Here is a 21,955-nt window from a genome sequence, read left to right on the forward strand (position 1 = left end):
GCTCGACGCGCAGATCGATCGACAGTTCCACCGGCTTCTGCAGCCGGTCGGTGGCAAAGCCCGCGCGGTGCAGATCGGCCAGACCGTTGTTGTCCAGCCACTTCTCCATTCCGGCGATACCCTGGTTGTCGATGTTGACGAGGCCGATCAGGTGCGCGACGGCGGCGCCGGTCGGATAGACGCGCTTGTTCTCGCGCAGGAAGCCGATGCCGGGAACGCCGAGCTTGTGGATGTCCTGCTGCTGCTTCGGCGTGATCTCGCGCTTCAGCCAGACGAATCCCTTGCGCGACGACAAGCGCGCGCGCGCCTCCGCCGTATCGAGGTCCGGCAGCGCGGCGGTGAGAAGCTCGATCGCCTCGTCCTTGTCGATGATGCGCCTGGGCTCGCCGAACAGGCTCGGCGCCTTGACGTCGGTGGCGAGCACCTCGCCGTTGCGGTCGACGATATCGGGCCGCGCGGTCGCAATCGCGTCCTGCGCGGCGGCGCGCCGCGCGCCATGGCTGTCGGCGCCGACCGCGAACATGACAAGGCGTCCGGCGAGAACCGCATAGACCGTCGCGAACAGCAGGATCGCCAATCCCACACGCGCCCGCGCCTTGGCGACGCGGTCGACATTGCGCCCGTAGAGCAGGCTGCGGATCAGCCGCTGCTGCCACGGTTCCGCGGGCTTTCTGACTTTGGCAAGCGCCCGGCCGGTCATTGCTGGTCTCCCGGCTGCGGCACCGATCCGGTGGTGGGCGGCGCGTCGGCGGCGGCCTCGATGGTGTTGATCATGGCGCCGATCGGATCGGGCGCGCCCGGCCGGGCAAACGCCGGCGGCCGTTCCGGCAGGTTCTTCAACTGGTCGTACTGCGTGGCGGCGAGCGGCTGCAATTTGAGGTGACGTTCGCTGAGGCCCTGCAGCCTGAGCGGCGCGTCGAGCTTGGCCCATTCGGCGCGCAATGCCGCGATGGCATCGCGCTGCTCGCGGATCTCCGCGTTCAGCCGCAGCACACGCTCGACACGCGAGGTCGATTCCATCTTGATGCGGTAGACATGAGCCGCCGCGAACACCAGCACGCCGATGACGAGGAAGTGGATGATCCGCATGATCAGCCTCCCCTCATCACGTCGGCGAGGAGCGGCCAGGACGGCAGCCGATCTGCCGTATGCGCCGGCGCTGCGGTTCGCTCGGCCGCGCGCAGCTTTGCCGAACGCGCGCGCGGATTGGCAGATACCTCCGCGTCACCGGGGGTGACCGGGCGTTTGGTCAATATCTGAAAGCTCGGCGCCGCCTGTGCCACTTCGGGAAGATGGCGCGAGCCGCCGCCGGTCTTGCCGCGCGCGTTGAGGAAGTCCTTGACGATGCGGTCTTCCAGCGAATGGAACGACACCACCGCGAGCCGTCCGCCCGGCTTGAGCACGCGCTCGGCCGCCGCCAGCGCCAGATGCAACTCGTCGAGTTCCGCGTTGACGAAAATCCGCAAGCCCTGGAACGTGCGCGTCGCCGGATGGATCTCGTTCGGCTTCGAGCGCACCACGCGGCCGACGATATCGGCCAGCGCCTGCGTCGTCGTGATCGGGGCCTCCTTGCGCGCCGCCACGATGGCGCGCGCAACCGCGCGGGAATGGCGCTCCTCGCCGAAGATATAGATGATGTTGGCGAGGTCGGCCTCGGAGGCCTTCGCCACCACGTCAGCCGCGGTCGGGCCGTCACGGCCCATCCGCATGTCGAGCGGGCCATCGAGACGAAACGAGAAGCCGCGCTCGGCCTGATCGAGCTGCATCGAGGAAACCCCGACATCCATCACGACGCCGTCGACCGCCGCAGCACCCTCGGCCGCGCAGACCCCCGCAAGGTTGGAGAAACGGTCCTCGACCAGGGTCAGCCGTCCCTCGGACCGGTCGACCAGGTCGAACCTGGCGGCAATCGCCGACCGGTCGCGGTCGATGCCGATCACCCGGGTTCCCGCAACATCAAGGATGGCGCGGCTGTAGCCGCCGGCCCCGAAGGTGGCGTCGACATAGACGCCGCCGTCCCTGGGAGCCAGCATCTCGACCGCCTCGCGGCCGAGCACCGGGATATGGCGCGGAGCAGCCGAGCTCATGCGCCGTCCCCCGGCGTTTTTCGGTCGATCACCTGCAAAGTGGACGCGAACCGGCCCATTGCGCCTCAAATCTCTGCGCTTCGCCGGGCTGCTGCGGCCGAGAGGCCACGACCCGGCACGATTGCCGCATCCAACCCGGTTTCGCGCCGGCTCGTTTCCAGACGGAATTTGCTGGGTTGCCATGGCATTTCGAGCGCGAAAAAGGGCCTCGGCCGTCCCTAACCCGGTTCGGCTCTTCACCACTTAGTAACGGCACTTAGCGTTAAGAAAGCGTTGATGATCGGTTACAGCTTCTGGACGCCTTTGAGCCGCCGGAAAATGGTGACACACCGGTATCAAAATGCGGGGAAGAATGCGGCCGCCGCATTGCGTGGCCGCCAGGTAAATGAATAGTAAACGCAAATGTCCCTGAAAAAAGATCATTGCCGCGCTGCCGCCGCCTTTGAGATTAAAAAATGACTACTGGTTCGTTCGCCTCTGCTGGTATTGATTCGAAGCGTCAACGCGCCCTCCCCGTGCCCAGGGCCAACGCCGACATGAAGACCTTCACGCCCGATTCCTCGATCGCTTCCGACGTCATCCCGTCGCCGAACTTCGGCGAGCGCAACAGGGGGCTCGTCGCCGACATGATCCTGCTGCACTACACCGGCATGCCGGATGTGGAAGGCGCGATCGCGCAGCTCTGCACCCCCGGCACCGATGTCTCGGCGCACTACATCGTGCTGGAAGACGGCCGCATCGTACAGAGCGTGCCGGAAGCCAGGCGCGCCTGGCACGCCGGCGTGTCCTCCTGGGCCGGCGAGGACGACATCAATTCCTGCTCGATCGGCGTCGAGATCATCAATCGCGGCCACGACTGGGGCTATCCGGATTTCCCGTCGCGCCAGATCGCCGCGGTGATCGCGCTGTGCCGCGGCATCATGCTCCGCCGCAAGATCCCGGCGCATCGCGTGCTCGCGCATTCCGACGTCGCGCCGGCGCGCAAGAAGGACCCGGGCGAAAAATTCCCGTGGCACCTGCTGGCGAATTCCGGCGTCGGCCATTGGGTGCAGCCGGCGCCGATCGTGCGCGGCGAAACGCTCAAGCTCGGCAGCATCGGCAACGCCGTCGCCGACCTGCAGGCCGCGCTCGCCAAATACGGCTACAGCATCCCGATCACCGGCAAGTACGACGGCCCGACCATGGAAGTGGTCAGCGCGTTCCAGCGCCACTTCCGTCCCGCGCAAGTCGACGGGATCGCCGACCTCTCGACCATCGGCACGCTGCACGCCCTGCTGGCGAGCCTTCCGGCGGATGCGATGACAACGGTGGCGGCGAGGTAGTCCAGCTCGTAGCCTTCTCGTCATGGCCGGGCTTGTCCCGGCCACGACGGCTACGAATCCATCTCCGCGATCCTTCGCGCATAGAGCCGCCGCAGCGGCTCGAGCTCGTCGCCGCGCTCGCCTTCATGTACGCCTCGCGCGCGGCGTCGCGGCGGCCGAGCCGGCGCAGCAGGTCGGCGCGCACCGCCGGCAGCAATTCATAGCCCTTCAGCCCGCCCCGCGCCTCCAGCGCGTCGACAAGGTCGAGCGCCCGCGCAGGACCATCGACCATCGACACGACAGCCGCGTGGTTGAGTTCGATCACCGGCGACGGGCTGATCCGCAGCAGCACTTCATAGAGGCCGGCGATCTGCCGCCAGTCCGTATCCTCGTAAACAGGCGCACGCGCATGCAGCGCCGCGATCGCCGCCTGTACCGCATAGGATTGCGGCCGCCCCGGTATCCGCAGCGCCTCTTCCACGAGAAACAATCCTTCCGATATCTGCGCACGGTCCCACAGCGTCCGGTCCTGCGCCTCCAGCAGCACGATGTCGCCGCCCGTGGTCTCGCGGCCGGCACGGCGCGAATCGTGCAGCAGCATCAGCGCGAGCAGCCCCTTGATCTCGCCGCGTCCCGGCATCAGCGCATCGAGCAGCCGCGCCAGCCGGATCGCTTCGCGCGCCAGATCAGGCCGCATCAGATCCTCGCCTGAAGTAGCCGCGTAGCCCTCGGTGAACGCCAGATAGATCACGGCGAGCACGCCCTCGAGCCGCGGTGCCAGCGCATCGCGTTCCGGGACCTCATAGGGAATGCCGGCAAGACGGATCTTCTGCTTGGCCCGCAACAGCCGCTGCGCCATCGCGTCCTCGCTGACGAGAAAGCTGCGCGCGACCTCGGCGGTCGTCAGTCCGCATACGGTACGCAGCGTCAGCGCGACCTGCACTTCCGCGGCAAAGGACGGATGACAGCAGGTGAAGATCAGACGCAACATGTCGTCGTCGAGCGCGCCGCTGGCATCGTCGCACGTTTCAGACGCGTTGAGCAGCAGCTCATGCTCCAGCGCCGGCTGCTTGCCGCGAAAATTGATGTTGCGCCTGACCCGGTCGATCGCCTTGTTGCGGCCGACATTGACCAGCCAGGCGCGCGGATTTGCAGGCAGGCCGGCGGCGGGCCAGCGCTCCAGCGCCGCCGCCACCGCATCCTGAAGAGCGTCTTCCGCCAGATCGAAATCGCCGACGAGGCGGATCAGCGTGGCCAGCGCGCGGCCCGCCTCGTCGCGAAAAATCCTTTCGATCTCGACCGGGGTCATGGTTTCCCAACGTCGTCATTCCGGGGCAATGCAAAGCATCGAACTGTGGGGCGCAATTGCGCCCCTGGGAATCTCGAGGTTCTCAGGTGCGCAAGTGCGCACCATAGTTCGCGCTTCGCGCGCCCCGGAACGACGGCTAGTCATAGATCATGATCGGCCTGACCTCGATCGAACCGGTCTTGGCGCCGGGGATACGCGCGGCGATGCCGAGGGCGGCGTCGAGATCCCTGGCCTCGACCAGATAATAGCCGCCGAGTTGCTCCCGCGTCTCCGCGAACGGCCCGTCGGTCGTCAGCGTCTTGCCGTCGCGGACCCGCACGGTGGTAGCCGTCGTTGACGGTTGCAAGCCGTCGCCGGCCTTGAAATGACCACTCTGAATGATGGATTGGGTGAACGCGCCGTATTCCGCCGTCATCTGCTTGCGTGCCGCTGCGTCCATTTTGGATAGCTCGGCTTCACTACGATAGATCATCAGCAAATACTGCATCTCGAAACTCCCTTGATCGGCTGGATCGCCGACACCCGGTCGAACGGGCGCCGCGCCAAACGACATCGTCAGAATAATTTATTGCGGAGCGGCGCGGAGCCGCCTCCGGCGCACAATGCCGTGCGCGAACGCTCATATCGGGCTAGTCGATAATAACAGCCAATATTATTCGTTTGTCAAAATTACCCCTCCGCGTAGCCTGACGGCCGCGCGCGATCACGGCGGTTTCGCGATCAGGGCGATTCGCCTGCCCCAACAGAATGACGCGCTGGAGGATTCATGACGACGACAATCGACGGCTCCGGCCTGCGTTCGCGAACCCTGCTGCCGTTCCTGGACCGCGAACACACCATCGCCAAGCCCGGCTACAGCCGCTGGATGGTTCCGCCGGCGGCGCTGTGCGTGCATCTCTGCATCGGCCAAGCCTATGCGTTCAGCGTGTTCAACCTGCCGATGACCAAGTTGCTGGGCATCTCGCAATCAGCCTCCGCCGACTGGAAACTCACCGAGCTCGGCTGGATCTTTTCGATCGCGATGGTGTTCCTCGGGCTGTCAGCCGCGGTCTTCGGGCGCTGGGTCGAGGAAGGCGGTCCGCGCCGGGCAATGTTCACCGCCGGCGTGTGCTGGGCCAGCGCGTTCCTGATCTCCGCGCTCGGCGTCCATCTGCATAATCTCTGGATCATCTATCTCGGTTACGGCGTCATCGGCGGCTGCGCGCTCGGCATCGGCTATATCTCGCCGGTCTCGACCTTGATGAAATGGTTTCCCGACCGTCCCGGGATGGCCACGGGCATGGCGATCATGGGCTTTGGCGGCGGCGCCCTGATCGCCTCGCCGCTGTCGGTCTGGCTGATGAGCAAGTTCGCAAGCTCGTCCGACGTCGGCGTATTCGCCACCTTCATCACGCTGGGCTGCGTGTACTTCGTCTTCATGATGGTGGGTTCGGCGATCGTGCGCGTGCCGGCACCGGGATGGAAGCCCGCAGGCTACACGCCGCCCGCCACCGCCAGCAGGCTGATGACCAACAACGACGTGTTCGTCTATCAGGCGATCAAGACGCCGCAATTCTGGCTGATCTGGATCGTGCTGTTCTGCAACACCACCGCGGGCATCGGCGTGCTCGGCCAGGCCTCCGCGATGAGCCAGGAAATGTTCCCCGGTCACATCACCGCAGTGGCGGCCGCGGGCCTCGTCGGCCTGATGAGCCTGTTCAACATGGGCGGCCGGTTCAGCTGGGCCTCGCTGTCCGACTATATCGGACGAAAGAACACCTACTTCGTCTACATGACGCTCGGCTTCGTGCTCTACGTGACGGTGCCGTATGCCGGCGCGAGCGGCAATGTCGCGCTGTTCGTGATCTGCTTCCTGATCATCGTCAGCATGTATGGCGGCGGCTTCTCGACCGTGCCGGCCTACCTGCGCGACATGTTCGGCACCCGTTACGTCGGCGCCATTCACGGTATCCTGCTCACCGCATGGTCCGCAGCCGGCATCGCCGGCCCGGTGCTGATCAACTACATCAGGGAATACAACGTCACGCACGGCGTGCCGAAGGCGCAGGCCTACAACACCACCATGTACATCATGGCCGGATTGCTCGTGGTCGGCTTCATCGCCAATCTCTGCGTCAAGGCGGTCGACAAGCGCCACCACATGAAGGCCGAAGCGGATGCCGATCTGGCGCAAGCCGCGCCGAGCCATGCGTAAGGAGGTCATCATGGAACCGTCATATGCCGAGATGCCGTTCAGGCGACTGCTGCTGCTCTGGGCTTCGTTTCATGCCTCACGCATCGTCGCGGCGATGAAGCCAAGATATCTCGCCAGCCAGATCAACGCCGACGTCGCCGCAAGCGGCAATCCCGAGGGCGCATAGGAAAAATCATGCAGAATAGCTCGACATCGCAGACCACGACGCTGCAACTGGTCCTGGCCTGGAGCTTCGCCGGCATCCCCTTGCTTGCCGGCGTGGCCCAGACCCTCGTCAACGCCATGAAGCTGTTTCAATAGGCTGCTGGTCGCACCAGCAGGCGATCATGATGAGGCGCCGGCCCGAGCGAGCCGGCGCTTCAGTTCTCTCAACTCCTCAAAGCGCTTCGTCACGTCACGCATGACCGCGACGGTGCCGGTGACCTCACCCGCATCGTCGCGCAGCATCACGATGGTGAATTCGACCGAGATTCGGCGGCCGTCTCTGGTCAGGCCGGGCACCGACAACAGATCGCCGTGACCATAACGGCTCGTTCCGGTCGCCATCGTATGGCGAAATCCTTCCCAGTGCCGTGCGCGCAGATTTTCGGGAATGATCAGGTCGAGCGACCGGCCGGCAGCCTCCGCGGCAGCGAAGCCGAATATCCGCTCCGCACCGGGATTCCAGAAGGTGATCAACCCTTCCCGGTCGGTCGCAATGATCGCATCGGAGGCGCTGTTGAGCAGCGCGTCGCCAAGTCCGGGAAGAATATCCATCGTGCGTCCCCGCTCGCTTCCACTATGCTGATCTGAACCCGCGCGTTCGCGTTGACAAGCGAAGAATGGCGATTGCTGCGATCGGCAAAACCGATTCAAGTTGGCATCGATCAGCGCCGCTTGCGCGCCGCGCGCTTCTTCGACGGCGTTTCCGCTGAAGGCTTTGCCAGTGCATCGGCGAGATTGTGCATGAGTTCGATTGCGCCCGACATGTGCTCGACCTGCCGGTCGGTCGGATAGATCACATAGGCCGGCAGGGAAAATTCCGGTGCACCGTTGACGGCGTGAAGCCGCCTTTCCTTCAATAGCGGCTCCACGATCCGGTATGCGAAAAAGCCGGAGCCGCCATTATCAAGCAGATGCTGCAGCCCGAGCCAGCCGACGTTCGCCGTCAACGACGGTCCCGTGAAGCTCGGAAAGAACGCACTGTGGCGGGCGTAGAATTCCGGCCCCCAGTCAACGTAGACATAACCGGGTTGCGGCTCCGGCGCGCTCTTCGGATCGGTCGACACCAGGATGAGACGCTCGTCGAACAACTGCTCGACCTTGAGGCCGGGGCGGCTTTGCGGCGTGTACATCACGCCGATATCGATGCGCCCTTCCACCAGCCCCTGCATGATCTCGGGTTCGAGCGCGCTTTCGGCCCGGATCAGGATGTCCGGATGGGCCGCCTGCATCAGCGGCAGCCATCGCAGCAGATACTCCTCCCACAGGCCGATGCGGCCGCCGACGACCAGTGTTCCGCTGAAGCCTTTGGGAATGCCGACATCCTGCCGCGCCTGCTCGACCGTCCGCACCAGCGTCGAAGCATGACGCTGGAATTGCCGGCCCGCGGGCGTGAGCGTGGCGCCGGCCTTGTTGCGAACGAACAGCGTGCACCCCAGTTGCTGCTCCAGCGTATGGATGCGCGTGCTCACGGTGGACTGGCTGACGTGCAGCCGCTCCGCCGCGGCGATGAAGTTGCCCGCGGTCACCACGGTCAGGAACGTTCGGGCCAGTTCGGTATCCACGGCGCACAGCACCTTCAATCGACGGTTTCGATATCAAATCCCGCAGTTCAGCGGATGTCAAAATTATCCTTCACGGCCGGGATTAACCATCGTGATCGCTTGACGCGCCGCGCCGGAGCCTCCATTCGTAGGGCGTCAGTCGGCCGGACGGCCGCTCCCGCTACGGTCGAAAGGCTGCGGGAGAGGAAAGTCCGGGCTCCATCGACATGCGGTGCCGGATAACGTCCGGCGGGGGCGACCCCAGGGAAAGTGCCACAGAGAACGAACCGCCCTCCTTCGCTTCGGCGTCAGGGGGTAAGGGTGAAAAGGTGCGGTAAGAGCGCACCGCGTATCCGGCGACGGAGACGGCATGGCAAACCCCACCGGGAGCAAAACCGAATAGGGGCGGCAACGCGGTCAGTTCGCGAACAGCGATAACACCGCAGGGCGATGTCAGGCTCGCCGTCCGGGTAGGTTGCTCGAGGCCATGCGCAAGCACGGTCCCAGAGGAATGGCCGTCACGTACCATTCGCAAGGATGGTGCCCTACAGAACCCGGCTTACAGGCCGGCTGATATCGGATGCGAAAGCGTTTTCGAAGAAAACGCGTCTTGCTGAAATGAGGGGTTCGGCGCGAACACGCCGGACCCCTCGCCATTTCAATTTCAGTCCGGTAGCCCGGATGGAGCGGGAGCGTAATCCGGGATTCAGGTTTCCATGGCCCCGGGTTGCGCTGCGCTTCACCCGGGCTACGATTGCTACGGCTACGCCGCGATCTTCCGCAACAGCGCCGTCAGCGCTTCCGGCGCGGTGACGTTCGGCGAATGGCTGGCGTCGATCTCATGATAACCCCAGGACGGATCGCCCTTCGCCACCGTCGCGAAGCGGCCGAAGGTGTCGGCCGGCGTGATCCGGGTGGCGTAGATGTAGCTGCGCGGCAGCGTCAGCGGGCCGCCCTGCAGCCTGATCGGCGTGTCGAAACATTTGATCGGCATGTCGACGCGCCGCGCGCTAAGCCATTCGACGTCGGCGGCCGGCGTATCTTCCGGCGTCGGGTTCGGCGGCACACGCCAGCCATCGCCGGTCTTCGCCAACTCTTCCATCCGCGCCCGCGCAGGCTCGTTGAGGTCAAGCAGCGATTGCCCGTCCTCGGGCACGAAGGCGTCGATGTAGATCAGTTGGCTTACCTTGTCGCGGGCGCGGTCGGCGACGCCGGTCGCGACCATGCCGCCATAGCTGTGCCCGATCAGCACGATGTCGCGCAGGTCCTCGTACATGATGACATTCAGCATGTCCTCGATATGCGAATTGAGATCGATTTTCGAATGCGCCAGATGCGCGCGCTCGCCAAGGCCGGTGTAGCTCGGCGTGACCAGGCGATACCCTGCCACCTGCATCAGCGGATGCATCTTCTTCCAGGCCCAGCCTGCGGACCAAGCGCCATGACAGACAAGGAAGGTTTTTGGAGAAGCTGCATTCATCGGGAGGTTTCCACCGGCTGTTGTTGAAGGCTTTGTTGCGATAGTACCTGTCCGGCGCCTCGTGTAAACGTCGGCGCAAATTCGAACGTCGCCATTCCGGGGCGATGCGCAGCATCGAACTATGGGGCGCAATTGCGTCCCTGAGAATCTCGAGATTCCGGGTCTGGTCCTTCGGACCATCCCGGAATGACGGAGGAAACAGAAGAGTGGACTTGACCACCTACGCGATCCTGCTGGGCGGCGCGCTCGCCGGCGGCTTTGTCTCGGGTCTCTCCGGATTCGGCACGGCGCTGATGGCGCTCGGGGTCTGGCTCTATATCGTGCCGCCGTCGATCGCGGTGCCGCTGGTGCTGATCTGCTCGGTCAGCGCGCATATCTCGACGCTGCCGTCGATGCGGAAGGTGTTCGATTTCAAGCTGGCCTGGCCGTTCGTGGCCGGCGGCCTCCTGGGCATGCCGATCGGGGCGACGCTGGTAGCGCGCGCCGATCCGCAAAATTTCAAGCTCAGCGTCGGCGCGATGCTGCTGGTGTTCCCGGCCGCCCTCTATTTTATCCGGAAGCCTATGGCGTTCCGCTTCGGCGGCCGATTCGCCGATGCCTGCGTCGGGTTTGCCGGCGGCATTCTCGGCGGCCTCGCCGGCCTGTCGGGCCCGCTGCCAACCTTGTGGGCCAGCATACGCGGATGGACCAAGGACCAGCGCCGCGGCGTCTTCCAGATATTCAACGGCGCCGTGCTCAGTGCCGCGCTCTGCCTGCAGATCGCCATCGGTTTCGTGAAACTGGACGTGCTCTGGTTGGCCCTGCTGGCAATGCCCGGCATCCTGATCGGCACCCATCTCGGGATGCGAACCTATCACGCGCTCAACGATCGTAATTTCTACGACGTCGTGCTGGCGCTGCTGTTCATGTCCGGCGTCCTGCTGGTGTGGAGCAGCATTGCTCCGAGGTGAAGGGCGCATAGCCGCCATGTGCTCCGAGTAGATTGCTGTACGCTGATCGGCAAAGCGGCTACCAGTCGCGTCATGAATTTCCACTCGCGCGAACGTCTCGGGCTGCTGCTGGGCTTCATCGGCATGGTGATCTTCGGCGGCACGCTGCCGGCGACGCGGATCGCGGTCGCCGAAATTGATCCGGTTGCCCTGACCGCGCTGCGCACCGCGATTGCCGGGCTATGCTCGCTGGCGCTCCTGCTGGTGCTGCGCCGTCCGTTGCCGCCCCGCGCGCTGTGGGGCCAACTCGTCGTTGCGATGCTCTGCGTCGCAGTCCTGTTTCCGCTGCTGATGTCGATGGGAATGCAGCGGGTCGACGCCTCGCATGGCGGCGTGGTGCTCGGGGTGCTTCCGATCGCCACCTCGCTGGTCGCCGTCGCCATCACGCACGAACGGCCGAGACCATTGTTCTGGATCGCCTCCGTCGCCGGCGCCGCGCTGGTGATCGCGTTTTCCCTGCGGCAAGGCGGCGGCGCGTTCTCGACCGGCGACCTGCTGCTGTTTGCGGCCGTCGCCGTCTCCGCGGTCGGCTACGCCTTCTCCGCCAGGTTGACGTCATCCATGCCTGGCTGGGAGGTCATCAGTTGGATTCTCGTCATCGGCCTGCCGCTTTCGCTTCCCGCCGCCGTACTGGCGATGCCGCACGATGCCGGCCAGATCGCGCTAAAGCCGTGGCTCGGGCTGCTCTATGTCGCGCTGTTCTCGCAATGGATCGGCTTCTTCGCCTGGAATGCGGGACTTGCGATGGGCGGCATCGCGCGGGTTTCGCAGGTACAACTCCTGCAGCCCTTCGTCACCTTCGCGCTCGCCGCCTTCTTCAACGACGAGACCATCACGCTGCAGATCCTGCTGTTCGCCGCCGCCGTCGTGCTGACGGTCGCGATCTCGACACGCACGCGCACCAGGGCCGCGCCGCCCTCCGTGCCGCAGCGGGATCGCGAACCGCCTCAGCTGGCCGCGTCCTGATCGATCAGGGACGGACTTTCCAGGGCCAGTTCGCTCCTGATCTTTTCCGACTGGATGGCGCGAAGCAGCACCTTTGCGGTCTTCAGATGGTCCGCCTTCACGCAGAGCCGGATGATCTGGCTGACCGAGACGTCGCGCATGGCATCGTCGGACATCGTCTTGGCGAGTTCGAGCGCACTTCTCATCGCCGCCTGGTATCGCTCGCCTTCGGCATTCTTCTCCGCTTCCGCATTGCGGCCGCGCAGCGTCGACATCCGCTCGACAATGCCGGCGGCGGAGGCGCAGATTTCGCGAATCCGTTGCGCCGTCTCGATGTCCCCCTCGGGCTGAACGCCTGATGCCCAGACGTCCGGCGGCCGATCCTTGCCAAACAAGCGCATCGTGCGGGCCCTCTCGATACCGGAAAACATATTCCGACACCGATCGGGTCCGCAACAATGTGCTTCACATCACTCCGCTGCCGAGACGCGGCCGAATTCCGTGGCCTGCAGTTCGAACAGCCCGCGATATATACCGCCGGGGCGCGCGGTCAGCGCCGCGTGGGTGCCCTGCTCGACGATCTCGCCGCGATCGAACACCAGGATACGGTCGAGGCTCCGCACCGTCGACAGCCGGTGCGCGATCACGATCGAGGTGCGCCCTTTCATCAGCCGCTCCATCGCTTGCTGGATCAGGCCCTCCGATTCCGAATCGAGGCTCGAGGTTGCCTCGTCCAGGATCAAGACCGGCGCATCCGCGAGGAACGCACGCGCCAGCGCGACACGCTGCCGCTCGCCGCCCGACAGCTTGACGCCGCGTTCGCCGACCAGCGTGCCGTAGCCTTTCGGCAGCCGCATCACCGGTGATTTGCAACATGACATCGGCGTGATGTGCGCGATGCCGATCGTATCAATGCGAGCGCGCTGCAGAAGATCGGTGCGATGCACGAGGACTTTGGACTTCCGGTCTGCGACGGTGACGGTGAAGAAGAACGTGCCGCCAAGGGACGAAATTGCGTCGATAGCCGACCATGACTCGTCATTCCAATCGCTAGCCGCAATGGCTCCGGCCTGCAGCCGGGATGAGCGCAGCGATATCCGGCGCCGCTCCTTCCGTCCAGCCGTATCGCAACCGTCGTTCCCGCATATCGCTGCGCTCATGCGGGCTACGATAACGCCGATCGTGTCAATGCGCGTCGCCGCCGATCACCGTTGCGGGCGGCTTCTTGAGCGTGAGCACGAGCACGCTCAGGGCGACATAGAACACGGTCAGCATGAAGAACGCGTCGCCATAGCCCATCACCACGGCCTGGCGATGCACGATCTGCGACAATTGCTTCATCGCCATCAGTGCGGAATCCCCCATGCCCTGCAGGCGCTGGGTGAACATGTTGAGCGTCTCGACGGCCGTGGCGTTGCCCCAGGTGACGCGGTCGTGCAGGCGCGAGATGTGCAGGTCGGTGCGTTGGTTCAGCACCTGGTTGATGACGGCCAGCCCCACCGCGCCGCCGAGATTGCGCGTCAGGTTGAACAGGCCGGAGGCGTTCTTCACCCGTTCCGGCGCCAGCGTGCCGAGCGCGATCGTGTTGGTCGGCACCATCGCCAGCATCATGCCCATGCCGCGCAGGATCTGCGGCACCAGCAGTTCGTAGAAGTCGTACTCCTTGGTGATCCACGTCATCTGGTAGGAGCCGAGCGCGAACAGCACGAGGCCGATCGCGATCAGGTAGCGCATGTCGTATTTCGCCATCAGCCGGCCGACCAGCGGCGCGGTCAGGAACATGGCGACGCCGGACACGAACATGGTTTCGCCGATCATCAGCGGGCTGTGGCCGCGCACTTCGGCGAGATAGCGCGGATACATATAGGTGAGCCCATAGAGGCCGATGCCGACGCAGAACGAGATCAGGCAGCCGACGCCGAAATTGCGGTCGTTGAAGGTCCTGATGTCGACGATCGGCTCGCGCGCGGTGAGCACGCGCCAGAAGAAGGCGATCGCCGAGACCACGCAGATCGCCGCGCACACCGCAACGGAGGTGTCTTCCAGCCATTGCGATTGCGGCCCCTCTTCCAGCACATATTCGAGCGTGCCGAGGAAGCCCGCCATGAACAAGAGGCCCCACCAGTCGAAATGCTCGAGCAGAGCGAAATTGGGCTGATCGAAGTCGCACAGCGCCAGCACGCCGACGGTGATGGCGATGCCAGGGACGATATTGATGAAGAACAGCCAGTGCCACGACATCATGTCGGTGATGAAACCGCCGACGGTCGGCCCGATGGTCGGCGCCAGCGTCGCAACCAGCCCGATGATCGGGCCGACGATGTGGAACTTGGTGCGCGGAAACACCGTATAGGCGGATGCGAACACGGTCGGGATCATGCCCGCGCCCAGAAAACCCTGGATCGCGCGCCACACGATCATCTGCTCGATGGTCGAGGCGAAGCCGCAGAAGAAGCTCGCCACGGTAAAGCCGGAGGCGGAAATCGCGAACAACAGCCGCGTGCCGAACGCGCGCGACAGGAAGCCGGACAGCGGGATCGCGATCACTTCGGCGATCAGATACGAGGTCTGCACCCACGACACTTCGCTGGAGCTTGCGGAAAGCCCGGCCTGAATCTGCTGCAGCGACGCCGAGACGACCTGGATGTCCAGGATCGACATGAACATCCCGAACACCATGATGAGGAACGTAAACAGCCGCCGCGGCGGGATACGGTCGTCGGCCGCTACGTTCATGGGTGTGGGCGATGCGGTGGTGGCGTCGGCCATGGTCTATTTCGACTGAACGGTTCCCGGCGCGTCGAGATCGGCATCGCTGTCGGCGTCGGCCGCACCCTCGCGGGTGTCGACGGTGGCATAGACCGACATGCCGGCGCGCAGCAGGTTCTGCCGTGCGACGTCCTTTGGCACGCGAATGCGAACCGGCAGCCGCTGCACGATCTTGGTGAAATTGCCGGTGGCGTTGTCGGGCGGCAGCAGCGTGAACACCGAGCCCGCCGCGGGCGAAATGCTGTCGACCACGCCGGCGAATTTGCGATGGCCGTAGGCATCGACCGAGATCTTCACGGGCTGGCCGGGTCGGATCCGCTTGAGCTGGGTTTCCTTGTAATTGGCGTCGATGAAGACGTCGTCGAGCGGCACGATGTTGGCGAGTCGCTGCCCGGCCTGGATAAAATCGCCTGAATTCACCAGGCGATTGGAGAAGGTGCCGTCGACCGGCGCACGCACCTCGGTGAAGGCGAGATCGCGCTCGGCCTTGGCGAGCTGGGTCTGCAACTCCGCGAGTTGCGCGCGCGCTTCCGCCTGCTGCGCCTTGGTCACTTCGACATTGTCGCGTGCGGCATCGTAGGCGGCCTGCGCCGACTTCACCGCGGCAATTCCCTGGTCGCGGCCGGCTTCGGAAACCTCAAACGTGGCGCGCGAGGCAAAGCCCTTGGTGCTCAGTGCCTGCTGCCGCTCGAAGTCGAGGCCGGCGCGCTTCAGCGCGGCTTCCGCGGAGGCGAGTTGCGCCCTGTTCTGTTCGACGGCGCTTTCGAGCGCGGTGACCTGGCGGCCGATGCGGTCGATGGTGGCCTGCTGGGTCGCGATCCTGCTGCGCGCGGCATCCACCGCGATCCTGTAGTCGCCGTCGTCGATCCTGAAGATCACGTCGCCGGCGCGGACCTGCGTATTGTCACGCGGCACGATGGCCGCGACATGGCCGGCGACGCGGGCGCCGAGCATGGTGTTGTTGGAGCGGACATAGGCATCGTCGGTCGAGATGTAGAAACGGCCGACAAGAACGAAGTAGACGCCATACCCGATCGCCGCGAGCGCCAGCAGGCCGAGCACGCCAATCATGATGAATTTGCTTCTGCGCGGCTTCGCCGCCGGTGCAGCAGCAGGACCGGCGGGCGCCGCAACGGGCGCATCATTCGGCGCCGCGGGCGCTTCCGCAGATCGACGCCTTGCCTCTTCCGCAGCGCCTGCGCGCGGCTGAGCCGAGACGTCGGTTTCATCATCGGCCGAATCGGGCCCGCCGCGAACGATACGCGCGGCCTGGTCTCTCGCTGCGGCCATCAATCGGCCTCCCCCAATACAATGATGCGGCGCCAGCGCAGCCTAAACCTGCCGCAGTCAGCGCCTTCAGGACAAAATGTAGCATTGACCGAACCGTTCGGTCAATATACTATTCCAATACCAAATACTATAGAGCGAAGATAGGTACGGGCGTGCACCTCGGGTTGCGTTCTTTCACGAGAAGATAAACCAATGGTTGCATCAATACCAAACACGATACATCCCTTCGGCGACGAGGACAGTTCGAAGCGCCGCCAGATTCTGGACGGCGCGCGCAAGGTGTTCATGGATCTTGGCTTTGACGGCGCCAGCATGAACGAGATCGCACGCGCTGCCGGCGTCTCCAAGGGCACGCTCTATGTGTACTTCGCCGACAAGAGCCGGCTGTTCGAGGCGATGGTCGAGGACGAGGCGCTCGAAAAGGGCAAGCTCGCCTTCAACCTCGACCCCGAGCGCGATGTCGAAACCACGCTGCGGGAATTCGGCCGGGCCTATATCGGTCAGATGTGCCGGCCCGGCGGCGGCTCCTCGATCCGCACGGTGATGGCGATCGCCGAACGAATGCCTGATGTCGGACGGCGATTCTACGAGAACGTGCTGGCAAAGACCATCAACCGTCTCGCTGACTATCTGCAAGCCCGCATCGAGCCCGATGATCTCGCGATCGACGATTGCGTCCTCGCCGCTTCGCAGTTCCTCCAGATGTGCCAGGCGACGCTGTTTCTGCCCTTCGTGTTTCAGGCCGAACCGGCGCCGTCGGCGGAGCGCATCGCGCGCGTGGTCGACAGCGCGGCGCAGATGTTTCTGGCAACATATCGGGCAAAGCCGCGGTAGCAGCGGCCTGCGCTTCGCACGCGCATGAGTTCCGGGGAACCAACATCGGGGCGAACACTTGTCTTCGGCAAGAGGACAAGATGACACCAGTTCAAGAAACCCTTTTTCGGCTGACGGGCGTTCCGCTCCCGATCATCCTTGTGATCGCGCTCTACCTGCACCCCGGCTGACCGTGATACACCGGCCCCGGGGCACGTTGCGGCCCAGGGAAGAGCGCCAATGACCCGCATCGCCTTCATCCTCGCTCTGCTCTTCACCGCGCCCTGGGAGGAAGCCGAGACGGTCGCGGTGAAGGATAGAGGCCTTGTCGACCTCGCTCCGTTCGCTTGCCAGGACGTCACCCGCAGCAGCGTCATCAGCCGCGTCTGCTACGATGGCCAGAGCCAGCGCATGCTTGTGCAGCGCCACGCCGTCTACCTTCAATATTGCGATGTGCCGCCGGAAACGCGCGATGCGCTCCTGAACGCATCATCGATGGGCCGCTACTTCAATGCGGCCGTCGAGCCGGCAGGTAGCGATGGCGCCCGGCCCTACGGCTGCCGGCCCGGCAAAGCGCCGTCATATCAGTGACATCGGACATGCCGTTGCGGCGGCGTTTCCGTCGCGCGTCCGTGATTTGACAGTTCGTTCAATTTTGTCAAAATCGTCAAATGGACCCGCGCACCCGCATTCTCGATGCCGCGATGCTGGTATTCCGCCTGCACGGCTTTCGGCGCTCCACGATCGAGCAGGCTGCCGAAGCCGCCGGGCTGACGCGGCAGGCGCTGTATCATCACTTCAAGTCCAAGGAGGCGCTGTTCCGCGCCGTCATCGAGCGGCTGCATGAGGAGGCGATCGCCGCCGAGATCGCCGCCGCCGCCGCTGCGGAAGAGGCCGGCGGCAGTCTCGCCGATATCCTCGTCGCGTCCGTCGCCGCCAAGCTCGGGCAGATGGCCGCTTCGCTCGACGGCTCGCCCCATGTCGAGGAGCTGTTCTCCGAGCATCTGCTGCAGGCGCGCGACCTCTACCAGAAATATACCGGCATCTATGCGGATCAGCTCACGGCGACGATCACGCGCGTCTGCCGCAAGCAGCGCCTGGTATTGAGCACCGGCATGACGCCGCGCGAGCTTGCGCGATGCGTCGAGATGGCGGTCAATGGCACCAAATCCGCCTACCCGGCGCTGCAGCCGCCCGGCGCCTTCCTGAAGGACCTTGAAATCATGCTGCGCACGCTGATCGCCGGAGCCGTCGGCCCGGAGAAGCCGCGCGCGGCCAAGCCGAAGCCAATCAAGAAGCCCGCCGGGAAAAACGCCAAGAAATCCGCCCGCAAATCTGGAGATCGCAGATGAGCACCATGACGATCAACGGCAAGCCCGCTCCCCTCCCCGATGATCCCGATGCACTGCTGGTCGACGTCGTCCGCGACGCGCTCGACCTAACCGGCACCAAGCTCGTCTGCGGGGCCGGCGTCTGCGGCGCCTGCACCGTGCTTATCGACGGCGAGCCTGTGGTGAGCTGTCTGATGCCGGCCCGGTCAGCCGCGAACCGGAACGTGACCACGGTCGAAGGCATCGGCGCGGCGAAACTGCACCCGGTGCAGAAGGCCTTCATGGCGCACGACGCGCTGCAATGCGGCTTCTGCACGCCGGGCTTCGTCGTCGAGGCCGCCGCGTTTCATGATCGCTGGCGCGGGACAAAGGGAACGGCGGTGCCGTCGCGCGAGGAAATCGGCGCGGCGCTGTCCGGGCATCTCTGCCGCTGCGGCGCCTATGACGGCATCTTCCGCGCGGTGGCGGATGCCTGCGCCGGCCGTTTCGACGGCAACGACGTCATGCCGCCGCGGATGGAAGCGCGCGACAAGGTGACGGGATCGGCGAAATACACCGTCGACATCCATCATGACGGCCAGCTCGAAGGCGTGATCCTGCGCTCGCCCCTGGCGCATGCGCGCATCGGGGAACTCGACCTCACACCGGCGCGCGCGATGCCGGGCGTCGGCGCCGTGATCTCGCTGCTCGGCGATGACCGCATCGTCCGCTATGTCGGCGAGCCCATCGCCGCCGTCGCGGCAAAGGACCGCAAGACGGCGCTGGCCGCGATCGCCTCCATCCGGTTCACCAGCGAACGTCTGCCGTCGGCGATCGGACTCGATGAAGCGCGCAAGGCCGATGCGCCGGTCGTGTTCGAAAAATCGGCGCGCAAGAAGGCCGGCAACGTCTCCGAAGGCGGCGGCTCGCCGGCGCCCTGGAAGGGCAATCTCCGCGGGCCGACGGCGGCCTTCTCCAGGAAGCCGAAGAAAGTGCGAAGCTGGGTCGCAGACGCCCGCGCGGCGAACAATCCGTTGCTGGTGGAGGGCACCTTCCGCACCGGCACGCAGCAGCACGCCTGCCTCGAGCCGCACGCCGCGGTGGCACGCTTCGACGGCGACCGGCTCACCGTGCATGTCTCGACGCAGGCCGTGTTTCACGTGATGGAGCTGATCGCCAAGCGCTACAAGCTCGGCCACGACAAGGTGCGCGTGATCGCCGACCATGTCGGCGGCGGCTTTGGTTCAAAAGCCTCCCTCGGCGTCGAGACCACCACCGCGATCGAGTTGGCGCGCGAGGCCAGGGCGCCGGTCAGAGTTGCCTATGACCGCCACGAGGAATTGTCCGTCACCGGCTATCGGCCGGCAGCGGAGATGAAGATGGCGCTGCTCCCGTCGGAGAGCGGCGAATTGAAAGCGCTGTCGCTGACCGCCCATGCCGACACGGGCGCAGCGACCAATTCGACGATCGCAGCCCTGGCCCGCCTGATCTATCCGGCGGAAGCAAAGGAACTCGCCGATTTCGACGTCATCAGCAATCTGCCGGCCGGTGCGCCGTTCCGCGGTCCCGGCGGTCCGCCGATGGCGTTCGCGCTGGAGCAGGCGATCGACGAGGCCGCTCTGCGCATGAACGTCGATCCGATTGCGCTGCGCAAGCGGTGGGATCCCGATCCCAACCGCCAGCGGCTTTACGATTGGGCCTTGAGCCTCGACGTCTGGAAGAACCGCAAGCCGGTCGCCGCACAGAGCGGCCGCTATCGCCGCGGCGTCGGCGGCGCCACCGGCTACTGGCTCTATCTGTGGCAGCCCGGCTCGAAGGTCGAAGTGGCAGTCAAGAGCGGCCGTCTCGTCGCCAGCACCGCCACACAGGACATCGGCACCGGCACCAGAAGCGTGATCGCCAATACGGTCGCGCGCGAATTCGGCCTGGAGCCGCACGAGATCGAGGTCAGGATCGGCGATTCAAAATTGCCTGAAGGTCCCGGCTCCGGCGGCAGCCGTGTCACGGCGTCGATCATTCCGCCGATGCTGCTCGCGATCGAGCAGTTGAAGACTTCGATCCAGCAGAATGCAAAGCGGCAGCCGGTCCCCGGCTCCAACGCGCCCTGGCGCGAATGGCTCGCCGCATCGCCCGACCTCTCCGCATCAGGCGTGCGGCCGGAAGATTCCAGGCAGACCGCGCCGGGCGTCGAGTCGCCGCTGCGGCAGGCCGGCTTCATGGGCATCATCTTCGGCTGGATGATGCGCCGCTTCTCCAATCTGGCGATCGGCGCCGGCGTGCCGAGCTCGGTGCAGGTCGTCGAGGTCGAGGTCGATACCTGGCTCGGGCATGTCCGCGTCGTCAGCGTTCACACCGGCATTGCGGTCGGCAAGGTGGTGGCACCCGCGCTGGCGCACGGCCAGGCTGCGGGCGCAGTCATTCAGGGCGTCGGCTACGCGCTCTATGAAGCGCGCGAGGTCGATTCGCGCAGCGGCGACGTGCTGAGCAGCGGCATGGAGGATTATCGCATTCCCGGCATTGCCGACACGCCTGTGATCGACGTGCATTTCGACCAGGCCGGATTCGATCACGTGCTCGGCGGCAGCGTCGGCATCGGCGAGGTCGCAACCGTGCCAACCTCGCCCGCCATCGCCAACGCGATACACAACGCCACCGGCATCCGGCCGACCGAACTGCCGATCCGTCCCGACCGTCTGGTCGCCGCACTCAAAGGGAGGGCCGCCGCATGACACCGATAGCTGTCACCATCGCGCATGCGGGCGAATTCCGCGCCGCCGGCACCGACCTCTCCGAGCGGCGGCGCAGCGGCGTCTCGAAGGGACCACTGATCGATATTGCCGTAGCACCTGACATGATCGGGATGCATTGGGCCGCGGACGGCAGCCTGCGGCTCGGCGCTTTCACGACGATTGCGTCGATCGCCGCCGATCCGCTCATCGCCGCCGCCTATCCGGGGATCGCCGCCTCCGCACGAGGCCTGGCGACACCGCAGATCCGCCACCTCGCCACGCTCGGCGGCAATCTCGCGCAGCGTTCGCGCTGCTGGTACTACCGCAATCCGCACATTGCCTGTCTCAGGAAAGGCGGATCGGATTGTCCGGCGCGATCGGGCAACCATCTCTACCATTCAGCCTTCGATCTCGGCTCCTGCGTTTCGCCGCATCCCTCGACGATGGCCGCGGCGCTGCTGGCCTATGACGCGAAGGTGACGACCGACCGCCGCAGTTCGCTGACCATCGCGGACCTGCTCGGCGACGGCTCCAACGGCGCCGCCGACAACGCGCTGCAGGCGGGCGAGATGATCAAGAGCGTCGAGTTGCCTTCCCCGCTGCAGGGCGAGCGCGCGCTGTACAAGCGCGCGATCAGCCGAACCCATGCCGAATGGCCGCTGGCCGAAGTCTGCGCGCGTGGCGTGATCGCGAGCGGCGCATTCCAGTTCGTCCGCCTCACCGCCGGCGGCGTCGCGCCGGTGCCGCTGCGCCTGCACGCGGTGGAAGCCGCCCTGCAGGACAGGGAAGCCACGGCGGCCGCGATCGCCAATGCCGCGGAGCAGGCGGCATCAGGCGCCAAGCCGCTACCGATGACCGGCTACAAGCTCGATCTGCTGAAGGGCGTCGTCCGGGATTTGCTGGAGCGGCTCGCGGCATGAGAGCTGTAGGGCGGATGAGCGAAGCGTAACCCGCCACCGATCTCTCTGTACGCCAAGATTGTGCTACGGTGCGC

Annotated in this window: 20 protein-coding genes, 1 other RNA gene and 3 pseudogenes; 12 read left to right on the forward strand and 12 right to left on the reverse strand. The window is 65.2% G+C overall.

Annotated features, from left to right (window positions below):
• The 3 genes and pseudogenes from V7E26_RS15135 to rsmH form a co-directional block, all read right to left on the reverse strand.
• A pseudogene (locus V7E26_RS15135) lies at nucleotides 1-700 on the reverse strand (penicillin-binding protein 2); the annotation flags it as partial.
• Nucleotides 697-1,089, reverse strand: a complete 393-nt coding sequence (gene ftsL / locus V7E26_RS15140) for a cell division protein FtsL (protein ID WP_324417349.1) — start codon at nucleotides 1,087-1,089, stop codon at nucleotides 697-699. The gene ftsL and the pseudogene V7E26_RS15135, both read right to left, overlap by 4 nt.
• A 2-nt stretch (nucleotides 1,090-1,091) precedes the next feature.
• A complete protein-coding gene (gene rsmH, locus V7E26_RS15145; RefSeq protein WP_324417351.1) occupies nucleotides 1,092-2,087 on the reverse strand; it encodes a 16S rRNA (cytosine(1402)-N(4))-methyltransferase RsmH in 996 nt (331 codons plus the stop codon).
• Nucleotides 2,088-2,542: 455 nt separating this feature from the next.
• Between rsmH and V7E26_RS15150 the strand changes: the two genes are divergently transcribed.
• Nucleotides 2,543-3,409, forward strand: a complete 867-nt coding sequence (locus tag V7E26_RS15150; RefSeq protein ID WP_324417353.1) for an N-acetylmuramoyl-L-alanine amidase — start codon at nucleotides 2,543-2,545, stop codon at nucleotides 3,407-3,409.
• 50 nt (nucleotides 3,410-3,459) lie between these two features.
• Here the strand turns inward: V7E26_RS15150 and V7E26_RS15155 are convergent.
• Nucleotides 3,460-4,697 (reverse strand): annotated as a pseudogene (locus V7E26_RS15155) (RNA polymerase sigma factor).
• A gap of 136 nt (nucleotides 4,698-4,833) precedes the next feature.
• Nucleotides 4,834-5,184, reverse strand: a complete 351-nt coding sequence (locus V7E26_RS15160) for a YciI family protein (protein ID WP_324417355.1) — start codon at nucleotides 5,182-5,184, stop codon at nucleotides 4,834-4,836.
• A 279-nt stretch (nucleotides 5,185-5,463) separates the two neighbouring features.
• Between V7E26_RS15160 and V7E26_RS15165 the strand changes: the two genes are divergently transcribed.
• The 3 genes from V7E26_RS15165 to V7E26_RS15175 are packed head-to-tail and all read left to right on the forward strand — an operon-like array spanning nucleotide 5,464 to nucleotide 7,191.
• Nucleotides 5,464-6,891 (forward strand): L-lactate MFS transporter, encoded by a 1,428-nt coding sequence (locus tag V7E26_RS15165; RefSeq protein ID WP_324417357.1) that lies wholly within the window; start codon nucleotides 5,464-5,466, stop codon nucleotides 6,889-6,891.
• A gap of 10 nt (nucleotides 6,892-6,901) precedes the next feature.
• On the forward strand, nucleotides 6,902-7,057 hold the full coding sequence (locus tag V7E26_RS15170) for a hypothetical protein (protein WP_324417359.1): 156 nt from the start codon (nucleotides 6,902-6,904) through the stop codon (nucleotides 7,055-7,057).
• Between the two features lie 8 nt (nucleotides 7,058-7,065).
• Nucleotides 7,066-7,191 (forward strand): MFS transporter small subunit, encoded by a 126-nt coding sequence (locus tag V7E26_RS15175; protein ID WP_324417361.1) that lies wholly within the window; start codon nucleotides 7,066-7,068, stop codon nucleotides 7,189-7,191.
• Between the two features lie 24 nt (nucleotides 7,192-7,215).
• Here V7E26_RS15175 and V7E26_RS15180 read toward each other — a convergent pair whose 3' ends face one another.
• Complete coding sequence (locus V7E26_RS15180; RefSeq protein WP_324417363.1) at nucleotides 7,216-7,647, reverse strand: PAS domain-containing protein; 432 nt, start codon at nucleotides 7,645-7,647, stop codon at nucleotides 7,216-7,218.
• A gap of 110 nt (nucleotides 7,648-7,757) precedes the next feature.
• Nucleotides 7,758-8,657 carry a LysR family transcriptional regulator gene (locus V7E26_RS15185; RefSeq protein ID WP_324417365.1) on the reverse strand — a complete coding sequence of 300 codons (900 nt, stop codon included), beginning with the start codon at nucleotides 8,655-8,657 and terminating at the stop codon, nucleotides 7,758-7,760.
• Nucleotides 8,658-8,792: 135 nt separating this feature from the next.
• On the opposite strand from V7E26_RS15185, the gene rnpB reads away from it, so the two are divergent.
• An RNA gene (gene rnpB, locus V7E26_RS15190) (RNase P RNA component class A) lies at nucleotides 8,793-9,214 on the forward strand.
• A 185-nt stretch (nucleotides 9,215-9,399) separates the two neighbouring features.
• On the opposite strand, the gene V7E26_RS15195 is transcribed toward rnpB, so the two are convergent.
• Nucleotides 9,400-10,116 carry an alpha/beta fold hydrolase gene (locus V7E26_RS15195; RefSeq protein ID WP_324417367.1) on the reverse strand — a complete coding sequence of 239 codons (717 nt, stop codon included), beginning with the start codon at nucleotides 10,114-10,116 and terminating at the stop codon, nucleotides 9,400-9,402.
• Nucleotides 10,117-10,322: 206 nt separating this feature from the next.
• Here V7E26_RS15195 and V7E26_RS15200 point away from each other — a divergent pair, with 206 nt between their 5' ends.
• Together V7E26_RS15200 and V7E26_RS15205 are read left to right on the forward strand one after the other, a co-directional pair.
• Complete coding sequence (locus V7E26_RS15200; RefSeq protein WP_324417369.1) at nucleotides 10,323-11,066, forward strand: sulfite exporter TauE/SafE family protein; 744 nt, start codon at nucleotides 10,323-10,325, stop codon at nucleotides 11,064-11,066.
• Nucleotides 11,067-11,138: 72 nt separating this feature from the next.
• The gene (locus V7E26_RS15205; RefSeq protein ID WP_324417371.1) at nucleotides 11,139-12,071 is read left to right on the forward strand and encodes a DMT family transporter; all 933 of its coding nucleotides are present in this window, start codon (nucleotides 11,139-11,141) and stop codon (nucleotides 12,069-12,071) included.
• On the opposite strand, the gene V7E26_RS15210 is transcribed toward V7E26_RS15205, so the two are convergent.
• The 4 genes and pseudogenes from V7E26_RS15210 to V7E26_RS15225 all read right to left on the reverse strand — a co-directional run bounded on the left by V7E26_RS15210 (nucleotide 12,053) and on the right by V7E26_RS15225 (nucleotide 16,109).
• Nucleotides 12,053-12,451 carry a hypothetical protein gene (locus V7E26_RS15210; protein ID WP_324417373.1) on the reverse strand — a complete coding sequence of 133 codons (399 nt, stop codon included), beginning with the start codon at nucleotides 12,449-12,451 and terminating at the stop codon, nucleotides 12,053-12,055. The genes V7E26_RS15205 and V7E26_RS15210 overlap by 19 nt on opposite strands.
• Before the next feature lie 69 nt (nucleotides 12,452-12,520).
• Nucleotides 12,521-12,910 (reverse strand): annotated as a pseudogene (locus tag V7E26_RS15215) (ATP-binding cassette domain-containing protein); the annotation flags it as partial.
• Between the two features lie 325 nt (nucleotides 12,911-13,235).
• Complete coding sequence (locus V7E26_RS15220) at nucleotides 13,236-14,819, reverse strand: DHA2 family efflux MFS transporter permease subunit (RefSeq protein WP_324417375.1); 1,584 nt, start codon at nucleotides 14,817-14,819, stop codon at nucleotides 13,236-13,238.
• Nucleotides 14,820-14,822: 3 nt separating this feature from the next.
• The gene (locus tag V7E26_RS15225; protein ID WP_324417377.1) at nucleotides 14,823-16,109 is read right to left on the reverse strand and encodes an HlyD family secretion protein; all 1,287 of its coding nucleotides are present in this window, start codon (nucleotides 16,107-16,109) and stop codon (nucleotides 14,823-14,825) included.
• A gap of 192 nt (nucleotides 16,110-16,301) precedes the next feature.
• On the opposite strand from V7E26_RS15225, the gene V7E26_RS15230 reads away from it, so the two are divergent.
• From V7E26_RS15230 to V7E26_RS15250, 5 genes are all read left to right on the forward strand, one after another.
• A complete protein-coding gene (locus tag V7E26_RS15230; protein WP_324417379.1) occupies nucleotides 16,302-16,943 on the forward strand; it encodes a TetR/AcrR family transcriptional regulator in 642 nt (213 codons plus the stop codon).
• 219 nt (nucleotides 16,944-17,162) lie between these two features.
• The gene (locus V7E26_RS15235; protein ID WP_324417381.1) at nucleotides 17,163-17,513 is read left to right on the forward strand and encodes a KTSC domain-containing protein; all 351 of its coding nucleotides are present in this window, start codon (nucleotides 17,163-17,165) and stop codon (nucleotides 17,511-17,513) included.
• 80 nt (nucleotides 17,514-17,593) lie between these two features.
• Entirely contained in the window at nucleotides 17,594-18,274 is a 681-nt protein-coding gene (locus V7E26_RS15240) for a TetR/AcrR family transcriptional regulator (protein ID WP_324417383.1), read from the forward strand.
• On the forward strand, nucleotides 18,271-20,961 hold the full coding sequence (locus tag V7E26_RS15245; RefSeq protein WP_324417385.1) for a molybdopterin-dependent oxidoreductase: 2,691 nt from the start codon (nucleotides 18,271-18,273) through the stop codon (nucleotides 20,959-20,961). Before V7E26_RS15240 ends, V7E26_RS15245 begins: the two co-directional genes overlap by 4 nt.
• Nucleotides 20,958-21,881, forward strand: coding sequence for an FAD binding domain-containing protein (locus V7E26_RS15250; protein WP_324417387.1), 924 nt, complete (start codon nucleotides 20,958-20,960; stop codon nucleotides 21,879-21,881). The genes V7E26_RS15245 and V7E26_RS15250 overlap by 4 nt, the downstream gene beginning before the upstream one ends.
• The last annotated feature ends 74 nt before the right edge of the window (nucleotides 21,882-21,955 follow it).

The sequence above is a fragment of the Bradyrhizobium sp. genome (genome assembly GCF_036735945.1).
In the GTDB taxonomy this organism is placed as follows: Bacteria; Pseudomonadota; Alphaproteobacteria; order Rhizobiales; family Xanthobacteraceae; genus Bradyrhizobium.